14 protein-coding genes are annotated in these 19,078 nt (G+C 67.3%); 6 read left to right on the forward strand and 8 right to left on the reverse strand.

Annotated elements, in window-relative coordinates:
• Positions 1 to 2 precede the first annotated feature (2 nt).
• From WS69_RS14425 to WS69_RS14455, 7 genes are all read right to left on the reverse strand, one after another.
• Complete coding sequence (locus WS69_RS14425) at positions 3 to 3,950, reverse strand: non-ribosomal peptide synthetase (protein ID WP_231747139.1); 3,948 nt, start codon at positions 3,948 to 3,950, stop codon at positions 3 to 5.
• Between the two features lie 61 nt (positions 3,951 to 4,011).
• On the reverse strand, positions 4,012 to 4,332 hold the full coding sequence (locus WS69_RS14430) for a DUF2218 domain-containing protein (RefSeq protein WP_108033987.1): 321 nt from the start codon (positions 4,330 to 4,332) through the stop codon (positions 4,012 to 4,014).
• A 14-nt stretch (positions 4,333 to 4,346) separates the two neighbouring features.
• Positions 4,347 to 5,222 (reverse strand): isochorismatase family protein, encoded by an 876-nt coding sequence (locus WS69_RS14435; protein ID WP_197419261.1) that lies wholly within the window; start codon positions 5,220 to 5,222, stop codon positions 4,347 to 4,349.
• Positions 5,223 to 5,270: 48 nt separating this feature from the next.
• Positions 5,271 to 6,905, reverse strand: a complete 1,635-nt coding sequence (locus WS69_RS14440) for a (2,3-dihydroxybenzoyl)adenylate synthase (protein ID WP_059471436.1) — start codon at positions 6,903 to 6,905, stop codon at positions 5,271 to 5,273.
• Positions 6,902 to 8,107, reverse strand: a complete 1,206-nt coding sequence (locus tag WS69_RS14445; RefSeq protein WP_059471437.1) for an isochorismate synthase — start codon at positions 8,105 to 8,107, stop codon at positions 6,902 to 6,904. Before WS69_RS14445 ends, WS69_RS14440 begins: the two co-directional genes overlap by 4 nt.
• Positions 8,108 to 8,168: 61 nt before the next feature.
• Positions 8,169 to 10,286 carry a TonB-dependent receptor domain-containing protein gene (locus WS69_RS14450; RefSeq protein WP_059471438.1) on the reverse strand — a complete coding sequence of 706 codons (2,118 nt, stop codon included), beginning with the start codon at positions 10,284 to 10,286 and terminating at the stop codon, positions 8,169 to 8,171.
• Positions 10,287 to 10,425: 139 nt separating this feature from the next.
• On the reverse strand, positions 10,426 to 11,286 hold the full coding sequence (locus WS69_RS14455) for a helix-turn-helix transcriptional regulator (protein ID WP_082716204.1): 861 nt from the start codon (positions 11,284 to 11,286) through the stop codon (positions 10,426 to 10,428).
• Between the two features lie 362 nt (positions 11,287 to 11,648).
• Between WS69_RS14455 and WS69_RS14460 the strand changes: the two genes are divergently transcribed.
• The 5 genes from WS69_RS14460 (at position 11,649) to WS69_RS33355 (ending at position 16,046) form a co-directional block, all read left to right on the forward strand.
• Positions 11,649 to 12,728, forward strand: coding sequence for an ABC transporter substrate-binding protein (locus WS69_RS14460; protein WP_231747141.1), 1,080 nt, complete (start codon positions 11,649 to 11,651; stop codon positions 12,726 to 12,728).
• Between the two features lies 1 nt (position 12,729).
• Complete coding sequence (locus WS69_RS14465; protein ID WP_059471441.1) at positions 12,730 to 13,791, forward strand: alpha/beta hydrolase; 1,062 nt, start codon at positions 12,730 to 12,732, stop codon at positions 13,789 to 13,791.
• Entirely contained in the window at positions 13,788 to 14,846 is a 1,059-nt protein-coding gene (locus WS69_RS14470) for a FecCD family ABC transporter permease (RefSeq protein ID WP_059471442.1), read from the forward strand. The genes WS69_RS14465 and WS69_RS14470 overlap by 4 nt, the downstream gene beginning before the upstream one ends.
• Positions 14,839 to 15,642, forward strand: coding sequence for an ABC transporter ATP-binding protein (locus WS69_RS14475; protein ID WP_059471443.1), 804 nt, complete (start codon positions 14,839 to 14,841; stop codon positions 15,640 to 15,642). Before WS69_RS14470 ends, WS69_RS14475 begins: the two co-directional genes overlap by 8 nt.
• 95 nt (positions 15,643 to 15,737) lie before the next feature.
• Positions 15,738 to 16,046 carry a hypothetical protein gene (locus WS69_RS33355; RefSeq protein WP_156438144.1) on the forward strand — a complete coding sequence of 103 codons (309 nt, stop codon included), beginning with the start codon at positions 15,738 to 15,740 and terminating at the stop codon, positions 16,044 to 16,046.
• A 497-nt stretch (positions 16,047 to 16,543) separates the two neighbouring features.
• Here the strand turns inward: WS69_RS33355 and WS69_RS14480 are convergent, their stop codons facing one another.
• Complete coding sequence (locus WS69_RS14480; RefSeq protein ID WP_059471444.1) at positions 16,544 to 16,861, reverse strand: hypothetical protein; 318 nt, start codon at positions 16,859 to 16,861, stop codon at positions 16,544 to 16,546.
• Between the two features lie 509 nt (positions 16,862 to 17,370).
• Here WS69_RS14480 and WS69_RS14485 point away from each other — a divergent pair.
• Positions 17,371 to 18,777 (forward strand): amino acid permease, encoded by a 1,407-nt coding sequence (locus WS69_RS14485; RefSeq protein WP_059471445.1) that lies wholly within the window; start codon positions 17,371 to 17,373, stop codon positions 18,775 to 18,777.
• Positions 18,778 to 19,078 lie beyond the last annotated feature (301 nt).

Here is a 19,078-nt window from a genome sequence, read left to right on the forward strand (position 1 = left end):
GATCAAGCTCCTGAAAAATCGTCGAAGTTGCGCGCGTCCCAGCGAAGACGCTCGGCGAGCGCCGCGCCGATCTCGGCCATCGGCGCGGGATCGGACATCCCGTCGTGCGAGCACGCGAGCGTGCGGCACGCGAGCGCACCCGGCCGCAGATGGACTTCCCATGCGCCGGGCGCCGGCGCGTGCGCTGGATTGCGGGCCGCACGAAACAGCAGCACCTCGCCGTCGTAGCGCGGCGTCTTGCTTGTACGGAACAGCCGCATCTGCCGCAGCATCTGCTCCGCATGCGCGTCGAGGCCCGCCGCGCCGAGCGCGGCGAACGCGCTGTTCGCACGCAGCAACCGCTGGCGCAGCACGTCGTCTGCGACGCCTTCGGTCTCGAAATCGCCGTTCGCGGTCAACAGGATCTGCAACGCATCGCGCAGCGTCGGCATTGGATGCGCAGCCCACGCCGACGCGGGATAGCTGTCCATCAGCGCGAGCAGGCCGATCGCGTGCCCGTCGCCGCGCAGCTTCGCGGCGACGCCGTGCGCAAGCGCGCCGCCCAGCGACCAGCCGAGCAAGTGGTACGGCCCGTCCGGCTGCAACGCGCGCACGCGCGCCGCATAGCACTCGACGAGCGCATCGAAGTTTCGCGCTTCGCACGTCTCGCCGATCGCCAATTGCAGACCGTGCACGGTCGCATCCGGCAGATGGCGCGCGACGCGCAGATAGCCCCATGCGAGTCCGTCGGCCGGATGAATGCAGATCAGCGCAGGCGCGCCTGCCGGGCCGGACTGGATCGCGAGCGTCGGCGCGAACGCGTCGTGCGCGGTCCGCGGCCGGTGATACGCGAGCGGCGCCGTCAGCGCGTGCGCGAGCGCCTGCACGGTCGCGTGACGGAACAGCATCGACACCGGCACGTCGCGCCGCAGCTCGATTGCAAGCTGCGCGGCCGCCTGGATCGCCTGCAGCGACTTGCCGCCCAGGTCGAAGAAATTCGACGCGCTCGTCAGCGACACGTCGCCGAGCACCTGCCGCCAGACCTTCATCACCTGCCGTTCCAGCGCGCTCGCGCCGACATCGTGGCCGACGGCATCCGCCTGACGCTGCGTCGCACGCTGCAGCAGCGCCTTGCGGTCGGTCTTCCCGTTCGGATTGCGCGGTAGCGCGTCGAGCACGTGCCACGCGTCGGGAATCGCGGGCGACGGCAGCGATTGCGCAAGCAGCGCGCGCAGCGCGTTCACGTCGCGTTCGCCCGCGACGAACGCCGTCAGCGTGCAGATTCCCGCGCCGCGCGCCACCGGCACGACGGCGGCTTCGCGCACGTTCGGCATCCGAAGCAACAAATTCTCGATCTCGAGCGGCTCGATGCGCAGGCCGCTGATCTTCACCTGATGATCGATGCGGCCGGCGAATCGCAACTGCCCTTCGTGCAAGTGCGCGAGGTCGCCCGTTCGATACGCGCGCTCGCCGGTGTCCGGCAGCGCGACGAAACGCGCGGCGGTCAGTTCGGGACCGTGCAGATACTCGAGCGCGAGCGCATCGCCGACGAGCACCAGCTCGCCGACTCGCCCGGCCGCGACCGGATACAGCCGCTCATCGACGATCCGCGCATCGACGCCCGGGCGCGGGCGGCCGATCGGCACTGCGTCGCCTGCGGTCCAGACGGCTTGCGGGCCGCCGACGCGTGCGGCCGTCGCGATGATCGTCGCTTCGGTCGGCCCATACGTGTTCATCAACACTTGCTGCGGCAGCAGCTCGCGCCAGCGCGCGATCCGTTCGGGCAGCGCGGCCTCGCCGCCGACGATCGTCAATCGCACGCCGCCGAGCTGGCGCGCGGCCTCGGCATCGAGCGCGTGCGCGAGCACGTGCCAGTACGCGGTCGGCAAATCGAGTACGGTAATCCCGAGACGCTCGATCGCGGCGGCGAACGTCGCGACCGAATCGAGCATCGCGTCGTCGCGCAGCACGAGCGTCGCGCCGCGGCAGAGCGTGACGAAGATCTCCTCGAGACTCGCATCGAAATGCAGCGGCGCGAACTGCAGCACGCGATCGGCCGGGCCGACGCCGTACAGCGCGCGCGTGCTCGCGACGAACTGCGCGAGCGCGAAGCGGCCGACCAGCACGCCATTCGGTCTGCCGGTCGAGCCGGACGTGTAGAGCAAATAGGCGGGATGCCGAGGGTCCGGTTCGATGCGCAGCGCGGCGTCGAGGAGTGCGCTGCGCGTGGCGTCGGCGTCGGCGTCGGCATCCAATGCATCCGATGCGCCGAATGCGTCGATCTCGTCGAGATCGAGCGTCGTCGCCGCGCCTGCATTGCGCCGCCATGGTGCACGCGTCAGCACGAGATCAGGTGCGGCGTCCGCGAGCACGCTCGCCATGCGCTGCGCGGGACCGTCCGGATCGAGCGGCACGAACGCCGCGCCGATCTGCAGCACGGCAAGCATCGACGCGATCGCATCCAGCGAGCGCGGCGCAAGTATCGCAACCCGGCTGCGATCGTTCGCGCCGTGCTCGGCAAGCGCGGCGGCGATCGCATCGACACGCGCGAGCAGCGCCCGGTAATCGATCCGCGTGTCGCCCGCTTCGATCGCGATCCGGCTCGGCGCACGCTCGGCCGCCTGCCGTACGAGCGCGAGCACGTCAACGACGGGTTCGACAAGCGGCTCGCCGCGGCAAATCGACGACGGCGGCAGATCGCGCAGCAACGGCTCGAGCGGCGCATCCGGCTCGTGCGCGGCGAACGCGAGCAGCCAGCCGGACAGGCTGTCCGCGAGCGCCGACGCGCGCGTGTCGTCGTACGCATTCGGATTCGCTTCGAGCGCGACATGCCATGCGCCGTCGCGCACAACGAGCGTCACATTCAGATCTTTGACGGGGCCGCCGCTCACGGGTCGCGTGTCGCTCTTCAATCCGGCGAATGCGATCCGCCGGTCGAACGGCATCAGATTCACCGCCTGGTTGAACAGAAACGTGTTGTGCTCGAGCAGGCCGAGATCGCCGCGAATCCATCCGTAGCGGTAGTACAGATGCGGCCGGATCGCACGCAGATCGCGGATCGTGTCGGCCGCGAGCGTGCGCGGCGTCGCGTCCGCGCGAACGTGCACGCGAAGCGGCACGATGTTCATCGCCATGCACGGCACGTTGAGCGCGGGCGTGCCGAGGCGGTTCATCACTGGCAGGCCGAACGTCAGGTCGCGCTGGCCCGCCTGCTTGCCGAGCCATACGCCGATCGCGGCCAGCATCCAAGCGGTCCATTCGGCGCCCGCGCGCTCGGCGGCCGCGCAAAGCGTGCGGACCTGCGCCGGCTCGAGCGTCAGCACGCGCCGCCGCGCCGTGTTGCCGACGTCCCGCTTCGGCGCGATCTCGGCGGGTGCGGGCACGTCGCGCAGATGCTCGATCCAGAACGCGCGATCGCGCTCGAAGCGGCCCGTCTCGCGATACGCGGCTTCCGCTGCGACGACTCGCTCGATGTTCCAATCGGGCAGCGCAGGCAGCGGCGTCGCCGCGACGCGCGCGTTGTAGCGCGCGGCCGCCGCTTGCTGGATCAGGCTGTAGCCGAACCCGTCGATCGCTATGTGATGAATCTGCAGATACCACCAGTGGCGCTGCGGCGACAGCCGCAGCAACGCAGTTCGGTACAGCACGTCCGACGTCACGTCGCAGCAGACCGACAGCGACGCCTGCATCCACGCATGCGCGGCCGCGCCGGGATCGTCGTGCGCACTGAAGTCGACGACGGGCAGCCGCGCGCACGCGGGACGGCGATGCTGCCAAAGCGTGTCGTCGGCCCATTCGAAGCGCATGTGCAGCGTGTCGGCGCGATCGATCACTTCTTCGACGCCAGCGACAAGCGCGTCGACGTCGAGCACGCCGACGAGCTCGATCGCCTCGGCTGTGAGATAGCCCGGATCTTCCGGGTCGACCTGTTGCGCGACCCAAATGCCGTATTGCGCGGAGGTCGCGCGCATCCGTTGACTCGTGTGCTGCATGTAGCCTTGTGCGGAAGAAGAAAAGAATAGGCGATGCGCGTCAGGCGCGCCGCCAGTCGACGACCAGTTGCTTGTTGCGCGCCATTAGCGCGAGGTGCTCGTCCATCACGTACTGGATCTGTTCGAGCTTCTCGATCGAATCGGCTTCGCAGCGGATGCTCAAGGTGTCGTCGGTGCGCAGCACGTGGCACTTGCCGTACGGAAAGTCGATCGCCGCGCGATGCGCGTCGAACGCGACCGGCACCTTGATCGCGTAGTGCTTGCACATCTTGAACAGCACGCGGTCGGCCTGCGGCACCGTGAGTTCGGCGGTGCTGACGAGGAGCGCATCCGACGGCGCGTTCGAATCCGGCTGTTGCATCGTCGTTCCCCCCGTCATGCGGCCACGCGGTCCGCGCGTTGAAGCAGTTGCGCCCATGCGGCGAGCGTCGGCGCTTCGGCGAGCTGCACGAACGACACGTCGCGCCCCGCCTGACGCCACGTCTCGACGAGCGTCATGATCCGCACCGAGTCGAGCCCATGGTCGAGCAGGTTGTCGTGCGGCGGCAGGTCCGCTGCGGCGATCTGCAGCAAGCGCGCAACCTGCGCCGCGACGGCCGCGATCGATTCCGGCTCGGCCGCGGCCCGCCGATCGTCGGCGAGCTCGCGCGCGAGCACGACCTTGCCGCAGCGGCGCGCGACGTAATCGAGCGCCATCCGATGCTCGTGCTCGGAGAAATCGGCGAGTGCATCGGCAACGAAGAACGGCTGGACATCCTTCATGAACGCCTCGCATGCGGTCATCAGGCAGCCGATATGCGCATAGATGCCGCAGATCGCGAGCTGGTCGCGCTGCGCGCCGCGCAGCATCGATTCGAAATCCGAACGTTGAAATGCGCTGTAGCGCCACTTGTCGAGAACGATGTCGCCCGATGCCGGCGCGAGCGCCGAGCAGATCGGCGCGCGCCCGGGCTGCGCGGTCAGGCCCGGTCCCCACATGTCGGTCAACAGCCCGCGCTCGGCGGCCGATTGCTGCGGCAACTGCGCGGTGTAGTACACCGGCATGCCGTTCGCGTGCGCGAAATCGATCAGGCGACGCACGTTCGCGATCGCATCGGGAATCGGCGCCGCGTCGCGATCGTAGAAGTCGAGGAAGTAGTCCTGCATGTCGTGCACGAGGAGCGCCGCGCGAGCGGCGTCGAAGCGCCATGCGACGCGACTCTCGGGGATGTCCGCAGGCATCGGATATGAAGGGATCTTCGGAATGGCCATATCGATCTTGAAGTTATTTTGGAGTGTCAAGGAACGCCGCACGCGAGGTCAGCCGACGGTCGCTTCGGCCGTGGCCAGCCGATTCGCGATGTCGCTGCGCAGCGCTTTCTTGTCGGTCTTGCCGACGGGCGTCTTCGGGAATGCGCCGACGAATTCGATTCGATCGGGAATCTTGTAGGCGGCGATGCCTTGCTCGCGCAGGAAGCGCAGCAGCTCCGTCGCGCGCGGCGTCGGCTCGCTGCCGATCACGTACGCGCAGCTCTTCTCGCCGAGATACGGATCGGGCATCGCGACGAGCGCCGCGTCGACGACGCCCGGATGCGCGAGCAGCAGATGCTCGACCTCTTCGGCCGCGATCTTCTCGCCGCCACGGTTGATCTGATCCTTCGCGCGCCCTTCGACGACGAGATGACCGGCCGCGGTCATCCGCACGCGGTCGCCCGTCCGATAGAAGCCGTCCGGCGTAAACGCGCGCACGTTGTGCGCGTCCGCTTTGTAGTAGCCTCGAATCGTGTACGGCCCGCGCGTCAGCAGATGCCCTACCTCGCCCGGCGCGACCGGACGATCGCCGTCGTCGACGATGCGGATCTCGTCGTCCGAGGAAATCGGCCGACCTTGCGTGTGGACGACCACGTCGACGGGATCGTCGAGCCGCGTGTAGTTGACGAGACCCTCAGCCATCCCGAATACCTGCTGCAGCTTCGCGCCGAGCTCCGGCTCGATGCGCCGCGCGAGTGTCACGTCGAAGCGCGCGCCGCCGACCTGCACGACGCGCAGACTCGCGAGCGCGACGCGCCGTTTCGCGGCGGCGGCAAGCCACACGGGAACGAGCGACGGCACGAGCGCTGCGATCGTCACGCGTTCGCGCTCGATCAACGGAAATGCCTGATCGGGACTGCCGCCGTCGCACAACACGACGGTGGCGCCTGCGTACAGCGCGCCGAACGTGCCGGGCGAGCTCAGTGCGTAGTTGTGCGCGACGGGCAGCGCGCACAGGTAGACACTCGCTTCGTCGAGCCCGCAGATGCGCGCGCTTTCGCGGATGCTGTACAGATAGTCGTCATGCGTGCGTGGAATCAGTTTCGGCGTACCCGTGCTGCCGCCCGACAACTGCAGAAACGCGACTTCGTGCGCGCCTGGGCCGTCTGGCAGCGCGATCGCTTCGTCGTCGCCCAGATCGGCCAGCGCGACGTGCTCGCCCGCATCGCCGACGATCAGCACGTGCTCGAGCGTCGGCGCTTCCGCCTGCACGGTCTTCGCGAGTGCGCGGTAGTCGAATCCGCCGTGCCGGTCCGCCGCGACGTATGCGACCGCTTCCGCGTGCCTGCAAAAGTGGCCGATCTCCTGCCTGCGATGCGCGGGCAGCGCGAACACGGGCAGCGCGCCGAGCCTGAACAGCGCGAAGACGACCGCGAAGAACTCGACGCAGTTCGGCAACTGGACGACGACGCGATCGTGCGGACGAATACCGCGCGCCGCGAGTCCGCGCGCGACGCGCGTCGCTTCGTTCGCGAGCCGCCGGTACGACCAGCGCGTGTCGCCGTCGACGAGCGCGATGCGCTCGCCGTGCCGCGTGGCAAGCTCGTCGAGCAGGTCTCCGAACGATTGCCCTTGCCAATAGCCTTTGCGCCGATACTCGGCTGCGACGCCGTCCGGCCACGGCGTCCAATGCGCGAGCGTCATGCGACGATCCCCGAGGCCGCGTCGGTCGTGTCGGTCGCATCGGTTGCCGCCGTTCGATCGACGCCCATCGCGTCGAGCATCGTGCGGAACTTCGCGGCCGTTTCCGCGAGCTCCGCTTCCGGCCGAGAATCGCCAACGATGCCCGCGCCCGCGAAGAGCCGTAACGTGTCGCCCCGCGCTTCCGCGCAGCGGATCGTGACGATCCACTCGCCGTCGCCGCGTGCATCGACCCAGCCGAGCGTGCCCGCATAGAAGCCGCGATCGAACGGCTCGGCGCGCAGGATCGCTTCGCGCGCGTCGCTGCGCGGATGGCCGCAAACGGCTGGCGTCGGATGCAGCGCGAGCGCGAGCGCCAGCGCATCGGCGCTCGTTTCGCCGGTGACTTCGGTCGACAGATGCCACATCGTCTGCGTATGGACGAGCGACGGACGCGCGGGCACGACGAGCTTCTTGCAGAACGGCGCAAGGCTTTCCTTCACCGCGTCGACGACGACGCGATGCTCGTCGAGATCCTTCGCCGACGCGAGCAGCGCCTCCGCGCGCCTGCGGTCTTCGACCGGATCGCTGCTGCGCGGCGCGGACCCGGCGAGCGGATTCGCGCGCATCACGCCCTGGAAGCGGCTGACGAGCAGCTCGGGGCTCGCGCCGAGCAGCGTGCGCCCGTCTCCGACGTCGACCGAAAACGTATAGCCGTGCGGATTGCGCGCGGCGAGCCTTTCGATCAGCGCGCGCACGTCGACCGGCTGCGTGCCCGTCAGCTCGAGCGTGCGTGCGAGCACGACCTTGTCGAGATGCCCGGCGCGAATGCTCGCGACCGCTTGCGCGACGGCGGCCGCATAATCGTCGCCCGACGGCGTCGCGCGCGTGTCGTAGCGATGCGCGGCGGGCGGCGGCGCCTGCACGTCGGCGAGCGGGCCGCCGCGCAGCATCGCGCGCACGACGCTGAGCGCCGCGGGACGCTCGACGTCGAACGGCACCGCGCCGACGACCGCCGCATCGTCGTGCCCCTGCTCGCGAGCTTGCGCGAGCGCACGCTGCACGCGCGCGCCGAGCGGCTCGTCCGCATGCGGCACTCGCTCGACGATGTCCTGCGCGAGCAGCGTATGGCTCGGCGTCGCGAAGAAGAGCGCCGCATCGGGCTCGTATGCGTCGAGCATATTCTGGATAACTGATAAAGACTCAGGCTTGGGAAGCGCGTTCACGTTCTGCTCTCCGAATTCGATTCGTCTGGATCGACGCGCCGCGTCGCGCGGCGCGTTCGCATTACATCTCTGCGGTGAGACTCACCGCGATGCGGCGGCCCTGGTCGACGAGCCAGTTGCCGCTCAGGCCGGTCGCCCGCGTGCGGTCGTCGATCGGCACCATCCTGTTCGTCAGGTTCAGCACCGCGAAATTGACCGAGAGGTGCTTGTCGATCCGGTAGCGCCCGCCGATGTCGAACGTCGTCGTCGACGGCCGTTCGCGCACGCCCTGCGCGCCGTTGCGGAATGCGGCCCAGTACTCGGTGCCTGTGTAGTTGACGTTCGCGTACAGATCGAGGCGCGGCGTCGGCGTCCAGTCGACCTGCACGTTGAATTTGTGCTTCGGCGTCTTGTCGAGCGGGAAGCCGTCGAGCGAGCTGCCGTTGAACGCCTTCTCGCCGCTGCCCTCGCGGCGCGATTGCGTGAACGTGTACGCGCCCGAGAGCTTCACTTGCTTCACGACGCGCGCGCCCGCGCCGATTTCGAGCCCGTACAGCTTCACGCGGTCGACGTTGTCGTACACGTAGATGTTGCGGCCGGGCGAGTGCGGATCGGCGACGCCCGAGTCGTAGCTCGCGACCTTGTTCTTGAACAGGTTGTTGAACAGCGTGAGGCTCACGTGGCTCTCGCCGCGGTCGTACCGGATGCCGAGCTCTTCGCTCAGGCTCGTTTCCGGCTTCAGGTCCGGATTGCCGCACAGCGTGCCGGGCACCGCGCCCGCCGCGCCGCCCGACGTCATGCAGTAGCCGGCCGTGCTCTGGCGCAGCGAAGGCGGCTTGAAGCCGGCGGACACGCCGCCGCGCAGCGTGAGCGTCGGGCTCAGCTTGTAGACGCCATACGCGCGCGGGCTCACGTGGCTGCCGTAGCGCTCGTCGTGGTCGAGCCGCACGCCCGTCGTCAGCGTAAAGCGGCTGTCGAAGAAGTAATCGTTCTCCGCGAAGAGCGCCCACGCATTGCGCTGGATGCTGTCCGAGTTGACGCCGTAGCCCTTCGGCACCGCATCCTGCCGCCCCGCGCCGGACAGCCGCGACCAGATGTGCTGCGCGCCCGCCGTCAGGATGTTGCGCTCGCCCCACCACGGCACCTCGACCTTGCCTTCGAGCACGGTGTCGGTGATCGCCGGCTTCACGGACGACGGCGCGAGCGCCGTCCATTGCTCCTGCGTGCCGCGCTCGCCGTACAGCGACAGCGTCGAATTGCCGAAGCCCCAGCGGCCGTTGTGCGTGATGCCCCAGTAGTCGCGCACGTGGCGCGTCTCGACGATCGTCGTCGCGGCCGTATTCGGCTTCGCGGGCGCGATGCTCTTGCCCGGCGTGCTCAGATAGCTGAACTGATCGTGGCCCGCGTTCAGCGTGATGTCCTGATTGCTCGCGGGCTTCGCGGTCAGCTTCACGTCGAAGTTCGCGACGCGCTGTCCGTTCGCGCCGCTCGTCGCGCTCTTCGGGTAATAAATGCGGTCTTCGCTCCGATGCAGCGCGCGCCCCGACACCTGCAGGCCGAGCACGTCGCGCTTAAGCGGGCCGCCGACCCAGAAGTCGACGCTTTGCGTGTCGCCCTGATTCGATTCGAGCTGGAACACGCTGCCCGCCGTGACAGTGCCGCCCCAGCGCTTCGGCACCTTGCGGGTGATCACGTTGATCACGCCGCCCATTGCGTCGGCGCCGTACAGCGACGACATCGGCCCGCGCACGACCTCGATCCGCTCGATCGCGGAGAGCGGCGGCAGCAGGTTGCTCTGCACACCACCCGTGCCGCGGTTCATCGTCTCGCGGGTGGTCTGGCGGCGGCCGTCGACGAGGATCAGCGTGTATTCGCCGGGCATCCCGCGAATCGAGATGTCCTGATCGTTCGGCGACGCGCCGACGACGCTCACGCCCTCGACCTTGCCGACGATGTCGGCGAATGACGTGTACGGCTTCGCCTCGATCTCGTCGCGGGTGATGACGGAGATGCTCGCGGGCGCCTCCTTGATCGCCTGCTCGCGCTGGCTGGCGGTCACGACGATCGCCTTCAGCGCGGCGGCATCCTCGACGGGCGCGGGCTCGGCAGCCTGCTGAGCCCATCCGACGGACGCCCCCATCATGTATAGACCGGCGGCGACCGCCGGCTTTATCGCAAAGCCTGGAACGTGACTCGACATAACGACTTTCTAGTTCGACAAATGGAATTGATTCTCATTTCCATTATCAATGACGAAAGGCGTTGATAGATTTGTGAAAGGTACGAAATTGTTTGCGCAACGCGACGTCGTGCTCGACGCCGCGCGCGACGCTCCGTGCTCAGTGCTGGCCGCTGCGGCGCGCGAGCTTCGGCGTCACACCGAAGCGCCGCTTGTACGCGGTCGCGAAGTTCGCCGCGCTCGTGTAGCCCGCGAGCGCCGCCGCCTGCTTGACGCTGATCGCGTCGCGCTCGAGCGCGAGGCGCGCGCGCTGCAAGCTGCTTTCGCGCAGGAAGTCGAAGATCGTCGTGCCATAGACGCTGCGGAACTGGCGCTGCATCGCGTTCGCGTTCATCCCCACCTGGCGCGCGATGTCGTCGAGGGACAATTGTTGCGCGGCCTCGCTGCCGAGGAACGCGCGCAAATCGGCCATCCGGCGATAGCCGCGCGAGCCGAGGCTCGCCGCGTCCGACGCCGCGCCCGCCGCGGGCAAATGCTGGTCGGCTTGCAGCGGCGCGAGCGCTTCGGCGAGCAGATCGAGCACGCGGCTTTCGAGGTAGATCGCCTGGAGCATCGGCTGATATGCGGGCGGCCGCACGATCTGCTCGGCGAGCGCGATCGCGCGCGGCGTCGGCTGCCAGAAGCGCACCGACAGATGCGCGGACAGCAGCGAATCGAGCCGCTCGGGCATCGCCGCGCGGCTTGCCGTCTGCAGGTGCTGCAGCCATTCGCCCGAGATGCCGAGACTCAAGCGGCGCGCATAGCCGCCCTTGCTGATGCGCCGGCTGAACGTGTCCGGCTCGACCGCGTTCACGAGGAACGCCCGCATTTCGCCCAGCGGCTTGCGGCCGAGCGGCCGGGCCTGCCGTGCGTCCGGCCGGCAAGCGGTCGTCAGCACGATGCGGCGATCGCCGTACGACACGTCGAGCTCGCCTTCGAGCAACAGCACGAGATGCAGCCCCGCTGTGCATTGACCGGACATGACCGCGTCGAACTCGTCGATTGCGTCGTCCGCATGAACACGCAGGCCCGGCCGTACTTCGCGGACCTTGGCGACATGCGCCGCATGGTCGCGGCGACCGGAAGGAAACAGGTTTTCTACGCGCGCATTCAATTTCTTCGACCCCGCCCGCACTTCGCTCGCCCCTCGACGCCGCGGCCCGGCGACGCACGTCGCCGCTCACGCAAACCATTCCGTTGCTCGGCCAAACATCGGACGCGGCTACAGGGGCGTAATCTCGGTTAGAATTAAATGAGAATAATTATCATTTATATCGTATCGGGAATAGCGTGAGAAACACAAGCAGATTTTGGTCACTGCTTTGCGCATGGTTGACCGCGGCGTTGATCCATTCCGCACACGCGCAGCAGACCGTCACCGATCTCGCGGGCCGCACCGTCCGCCTGCCGTCGAACGTCGAGCGCGTGCTGCTCGGCGAAGGGCGTTTGCTGCCCGCGCTCGCGATCGTCGAACGCGGCGACCCGAGCCGCCGGCTAGTCGGCATGATGGGCGACTTCGAGCAACTCGATCCGGCAAGCTACGCGCAGTGGCGCGGCACGTTTCCGCATCTGGACGACGTGCCGCGGATCGGCCGTTCGCAGGCGGGCAGCTTCAGCGACGAACGCGCGCTCGCGCTGCGACCGCAAGTCGCGATCTTCGGACTGGGCGGCGGCCACGGCCCCGGCGAGCGCGATCGCGAGACGCTCGCGCGGCTCGAAGCGGCAGGCGTCGCGATCGTGTTCGTCGATTTCCGGCACGACCCGCTCGGCAACACGCCGCGCAGCGTCGCGGTGCTCGGCCAGGTGTTCGGCGCGTCCGAGCGCGCGGCCGCGTTCAATGCCGAGTGGCAGCGGCAGCTCGACGTCGTCCGGCAGCGGCTGAAGACCGCGCATCCCGCCGCGCCGACCGTGTTTCTCGAAAGCCGCGTCGGTCTCGCGACCGACTGCTGCGACACGATGACGGGCATGATGGGGCGCCTCCTCGATGCCGCCGGCGGCGCCAATGTCGCGAAGGGCATCGTGCCCGGCGAGCACGGAATGCTCAATCCCGAATACCTGCTGAGCCGCCAGCCGTCGGTCTACATCGGCACCGCGATCGGCTCCGCGCAGACGCTGCAAAGCGCACCGCAGCGCATCGCGCTCGGCGCGGGCGTGTCCGCCGACGTCGCTCGGCGCTCGCTCGAGCAATCACTGCGGCGACCGCAGCTCGCGCCGCTCCGGGCGATCCGGCAAGGCCGCGCGCATGCGATCTGGCATCACTTCTACAACTCGCCGTTCAACATCGTCGCCGTGCAGGCGATGGCCAAATGGCTGCATCCCGAGCTGTTCGCCGATCTCGATCCGCGCCGCACGCTCGAGCAGATGTACGCGCGCTTTCAGCCGGTCGCGCTGAACGGCGAATACTGGATCAGCGAGGCGCGCTGACATGACCGGCTCCCCTTCCGCGACGCGACGCTCGCTGCTGCTCGCCGGGATCGGCAGCGCGCTGTCCCCGCTGCCTTGCCACGCGGCGCCGGCGAGCGCCGCTCACGGCGTCCGGCGCATCGATACGCTGCCCGGCCTCACCGACGCGCCCGCCGTCCAGACGCCGCGAAGCCGTCAGATCGACGTGTCGATCGCCGGCCAGCGACGGCGCATCTTCGTCGCGCTGCCGCCGCAGCCCGTACCGCCCGCGGGCCATCCGGTGCTGTACGCGCTCGACGGCAATGCGGTGTTCCATCTGTTCGCGCAGCTCGCGCGCAATCACGCGGCGCGGCCGGGCGCCGATCCGGCGAACGTACCCGCGATCGTCGCGCTCGGCTATGCGACCGACGCGTCGTACGACATGCAAGCGCGCGCCGCCGACTACACGCTCGCGCCGCTCGTGGGCAACGCGCCGAACCACGCGGTCGATGCGGCCGCCACGGTCGACGACGCGACCGATGCCGATGCGCGCCGTGCCGCCGGCACGCTGCGCACCGGCGCGGACCGCTTCCTCGATTTCGTCGAGCACGACCTCCAGCCGTGGCTCGCGCAGCAATTCGCCGTCGACGCGCGCCGCCAGACGCTGTTCGGTCATTCGTACGGCGGGCTGCTCACGCTGTACGCGCTGCTTACGCGCACGCACCTGTTCCAGCGCTACGTCGCGGCGAGCCCGTCGATCTGGTGGGGCGACCGCGCGCTGCTGCCGTTTCGCGACCGCTTCGTCGAACGCGCCGCGCCGCTCGATACGCGCGTCGACCTGCTCGTCACCGCAGGCGGTCTCGAGGAAGGTGTGCCGAATCCCGATCCAGAGCGTGCGCGGCGTCAGCAAGCGCGCAAGCAGGTCAGCTCCGCCCGCGAGTTCGTGCAAAGCGTGCAGCCGGTGCGCGGCCTGCACGCCGAATGCCGCGTGATCGCCGGCGAAGATCACGGCAGCCTCGTGCTGCCGAGCGCCGCGCTCGCCGTGCGCATCGCCGCCGGGCCCATCGCGGCAGTCACCGCTGTCCCGTCCGATTCACGCGCATGAATACGCTGCCCGTTTCGCAAACGTCGCTCAGGACACGCTACCGTGCGATCGCCGCGCGCCGCCTCGCCGCGCTCGCGCTGCTCGCCGGCCTGCTCACGACGCTCGTCGTGATCGACGTCGCCACGGGGCCGTCGACGTTCGCGCCCGCCGACATCGTCGCCGGGCTCTTCTCCCCCGACAGCCTGCCGCTCGAACAGTGCGTGATCCTGTGGAACGTGCGCCTGCCTTACGCGCTGATGGCGATCCTCGTCGGCGCCGCGCTCGGCCTCGCCGGCGCCGAAATGCAGACCGTGCTCAACAACCCGCTCGCGAGCCCGTTCACGCTCGGCCTGTCCGCCGCCGCGAGCGTCGGCGCATCGATCGTCGTGCTCGCCGGCTGGCAGCTCGCCGTATGGAACGAGAACCTCGCGCTGTCGCTCGGCGCATTCGCGAGCGCGACGGCCGCGACGCTCCTCATCGTCTGGCTCGCATGGCGGCACGGCGCGACGACCGAGACCGTCGTGCTGTTCGGCATCGGCCTGATGTTCAGCTTCGAGGCACTGCTGTGGCTGTTGCAGTTCATCGCCGACAGCAACGCGCTCGAGCAGATCGTGTTCTGGAGCATGGGCAGCCTCGCGCGCGCGAGCTGGAGCAAGATCGCGATCCTCGCATGCGTGCTCGCCGCGTGCGCGCTGTGGGCGAGCGCGCACGTGTGGTCGATGACCGCGCTGCGCGCCGGCGAAGAGCAGGCGCGCAGCATGGGCATCGCCGTCGAGCGGCTGCGGCTCGTCACGCTCGTGCGCATCAGCCTCCTGTCCGCGACCGCGCTGTCGTTCGTCGGCACGATCGGCTTCGTCGGGCTCGTCGGGCCGCACATCGCGCGGCTTCTCGTCGGCGACGATCACCGCTACTACCTGCCGGGCGGCATGCTCGCGGGCGCAATCATGCTGTCGGGCGCGTCGATCCTCAGCAAGACGCTCATCAGCGGCCTCGTGTTGCCGATCGGCATCATCACCGCGCTCGTCGGCGTGCCGCTTTTCATGACGCTGATCAGTCGGCGCAGACGCGATGGCTGAGCTGCGAATCGACCGTCTGAGCGTCGCGTATGGCCGCCGCGCGATCCTCGACGAACTCACGCTGCGCCCGATCGAGCCGGGCTGCATGGTGGCGGTGCTGGGGCCGAACGGCGTCGGCAAGTCGACGCTGCTGCGCGCAATCGCGCAGCTCGTGCGCGCACGCGGCTCGGTCTCGCTCGATCGCGTCGACCTGCTGCGCGGCTCGCGGCGCGAGCACATGCGGCGCGTTGGCTATCTCCCGCAAACACTGCCCCAGGCGTCGACGCTCCTCGTCTACGAAGCGGTCAGCGGCGCGCTGCGCGCGACGTGCGGCGGGCTGTCGAGCGCCGAGCACGACGCGCGGCTGCAGGCGGTGTTCGAGCAGTTACGCCTGCACCGGCTCGCGATGAAGCCGCTCGACAGCCTGTCGGGCGGCCAGCGCCAGATGGTCGGCCTCGCGCAGGTACTGGTGCGGCACACGCCGCTCCTGCTGCTCGACGAGCCGACGAGCGCGCTCGACCTGCGCTGGCAATTGCTCGCGCTGGAAGCGATGCGCGACGCGGCAAGCCGCCGGTCGGCGATCGTCGTCGTCGCGATGCACGACCTGAATCTCGCATCGCGCTTCTGCGACCGGATGGTGCTGCTCGGGCCGGACGGCGTGCTGGCGGACGGCTTGCCGTCGGAAGTGCTCGAACCGACGCGCTTGCGGCGCGCCTATGCGGTCGATGCGCGGGTCGAACGCACTTCGGCGGGAGAGCACCTCGTACTCGTCGAGCGGGCGGTTCCTGGCGTCGATTACGAGACGACGGGCCGGTAAGCGCGACCGCGCCGTCCGGGCTTTTCATCGGCACGCACGCGGCGGAGATGCTTGCGCATGCATGCTTCGCTCTCTTCGGAGTCTTTTCCTTGTGCATGTCGATTCGCATTCGGCTGCGGATCGCGCTGCTCGGTAACGAAGGCAATCCGCATTCAGCCGCGCAACGTTACGCCTCCCGCGAGCCCGTTTCTGTGCGCCTCCGCGAACGCTCGATGGCTGCAAGCTTGCTCGAATCCGAATCGACGCGACGACGCATCGGCACGCCTTTCTCCATCCAATCGATTCGAACCGAACACAGTTCTCATCAACCCTGCCAATGCGGCTTTGTTCCATTCGACTCGTCGACTGCCTTCAGCGTCGACACAAGCGCCGTCGGCCGTTTTGTCTTCAATTCTTTTAATTGATGTATGTATACATAGTAAGAGTTAACAATAGCGTCCCTTTCCTGTGGACAACCCGGGTTTTCCCAGACGGATCAGAGCAGCATCGATTCCATAACCGTATCGGCTGTGCGTGAATATCCGCCGCGAGCGAAGGATAACTTCGACGCGTTTGGAAGCGAGGCCGGTTTTATCAAGATTTGGTCCACAGGCTGGGCGGCGAGTTATCCCAAGGATTTCCAGAGCTGGGCGTGGATAACTCTTGTTCTTCGCACGCAGGCCCAATGTTTTCCTGTGTACGGGCTCGCGCGATTGAATCGCCTTTTGTCTATCAAGCCGGACATCCCTGCGAAGCGCCGAGCGTGGATGCAGCGGTGATCGGTAAATTGAGAAACGATGCTTGCGCTGCGGTCTTTGCTCGTTAGTTGCAAAGTGGTTTTTGCATTCGCTTTCGTGGCCGTTTCACGTCGACGCGCACAAACCCGGCATTCAGTCGAACGAGCCCGAAAAGCGCAGCCGAATCAGCGCTCCCAGCGCTTGCCGAACGACACCGTCGCTTCGCACATGCAGCCGATCAACACGCCGACTATCCCGACGAACGTGACCGTGATCCCGAGCGACGAGAGCGCCGACGCATCGGGCGCGCGGATCGCGACGCCGATTGCCACAAGCATGCCGAAGAGCATCGCGCATGCACACGCCATCGAATAGCCGCGCATCAGTTTCGGATAGCGCGAGCGAGACGGCCCAATGGCACGAAAAAGCGCGTAGCCGAAACAGAAGACGTAGATGGCAACCGGCAACCCTGTAGACGCAACCCAACTGCTCTCGATCGGCATGATCGGACTCCGTAAATGTCGTCGTTCGGATGGAACACGCAATCGGGACGAATCGTGCACGACGATGCGCCGTCATGTGGCCATAGTTTCTTTTTCTGAAATTAAGACAAATACAGGAACATCCACTCGCGAACAGCCACTAGCATAGCGCCAAATACCAGACTCCGACCGAGGGGCATCTGTTCATGCATGCTGGAGACACTGCTCGATGCATCCACCGATTCGCCGCGCGAACCGATACGCGCGTTTCACGCCAGCCATCGCCGCCGAACGCCGACTGCGCCGGACGGCGTCGTGTTCCGATTCGCTGCGCCTTGTCCGTCTCCTCTTCCATTTAAGCCACGCCGGCCCGCGCAAGCGAACCGCGCGCACCTGAAACTGCGCCTGCGCGCCTTCGCACAGCCGATCCATGTCCACTCGCCGTCGTTGCGGCGAGGCAAGACACGCGTCCGCCGCATGACGCCGACGTGCGCTACGCCAATTTCACCAAACCCGAAGGAGACGTCCCCATGGAGAAAAGAAGCACCGAAACCGACCTACATCGAGGACTCGGGCAACGGCAGATGCGCTTGATCGCGCTCGGCGCGGCGATCGGCGTCGGCCTCTTTCTCGGCTCGGCCAACGCGATCAAGATGGCGGGACCCGGCATCGTCCTGTCGTACATCATCGGCGGCGCCGTGATCTTCGTGATCATGCGCGCGCTCGGCGAGATGGCTGTGCACGAGCCGGTCGCCGGTTCGTTCAGCCGCTACGCGCGCAACTATCTCGGGCCGCTCGCCGGCTATCTGACGGGCTGGAACTACTGGTTCCTCTGGCTCGTCACCTGCATCGCCGAAATCACCGCGGTCGGCATCTACATGGGCATCTGGTTCCCGGACGTGCCGCGCTGGATCTGGGCGCTCGCCGCGCTGGCCGCGATGGGCTCCGTGAATCTGCTCACCGTGAAGGCGTACGGCGAATTCGAATTCTGGTTTGCGCTGATCAAGGTCGTGACGATCGTCGTGATGATTGCGGTCGGCATCGCGATGATTACGTTCGGCATCGGCAATCACGGCGTGCCGATGGGCATCTCGAATCTCTGGGCGCACGGAGGCTTCTTTCCGAACGGCGCGCAGGGCGTGCTGATGTCGATGCAGATGGTGATGTTCGCGTATCTCGGCGTCGAGATGATCGGGCTGACGGCGGGTGAAGCGGAGAATCCGCAGAAGTCGATTCCGGGCGCGATCAACTCGGTGTTCTGGCGCATCCTGCTCTTTTACGGCGGCGCGCTGTTCGTGATTCTGTCGATCTATCCGTGGAACGAAATCGGCACGCAAGGCAGCCCGTTCGTGATGACGTTCGAGCGGCTCGGCATCAAGACGGCCGCGGGCATCATCAATTTCGTGGTGCTCACGGCGGCGCTGTCGTCTTGCAACGGCGGCATCTTCAGCACCGGACGCATGCTGTACAACCTCGCGCAGCAGGGCCACGCGCCGCGCGCGTTCGGCGAGACGACGGAAGGCGGCGTGCCGCGCCGGGCGATCGTCGTGTCGATGGCGGCGCTGCTCGTCGGCGTGCTGCTCAACTATCTCGTGCCGGAAAAGGTGTTCGTCTGGGTAACGTCGATCTCGACGTTCGGCGCGATCTGGACGTGGGGCGTCATTCTCGTCACGCAGATGAAGTTTCGCGCAAGCCTTGCACGGGCCGAGGAACGTGCGCTGCGGTTTCGGATGCCGTTCTGGCCTTACGGCTCATGGATTGCGCTTGCGTTTCTCGTGCTCGTGATCGGGTTGATGGCGTATTTTCCGGATACGCGGATCGCACTTTATGTCGGGCCGGCTTGGCTCGTGTTGCTCGTCGTGCTGTATTACGTGCTGAAGCTCGAGCCGGAAGGCGGGAAGTCGGCGAGGTTGGCGCGGAGGTATGGGCAGGGGTGATTAACGAATGAACGGCGCGCGGCGGTTGGCCAGGTGGGATCGGGGGCGAACCGCCGAGCCAAATGAAAAGGGCCTAGCCATCCGGCTAAGCCCTTGAATTCGATTGGTGGAGCGGAGGAGGATCGAACTCCCGACCTTCGCATTGCGAATGAGGTTTCGATCCGCCTAGGCCCATCTGATCAAAGTTCTTGATTCCGAAGAGCTTTTCGGCGATCCAGCAAGATCCTTTAAAATCAATCAGTTGCCGAACATTTCGGGCCACGCACAAATTTCGGTAGATTCGGGTACACGCCGGGATTTG

The organism is Burkholderia sp. BDU5, from assembly GCF_001522845.1.
In the GTDB taxonomy this organism is placed as follows: domain Bacteria; phylum Pseudomonadota; class Gammaproteobacteria; order Burkholderiales; family Burkholderiaceae; genus Burkholderia; species Burkholderia mayonis.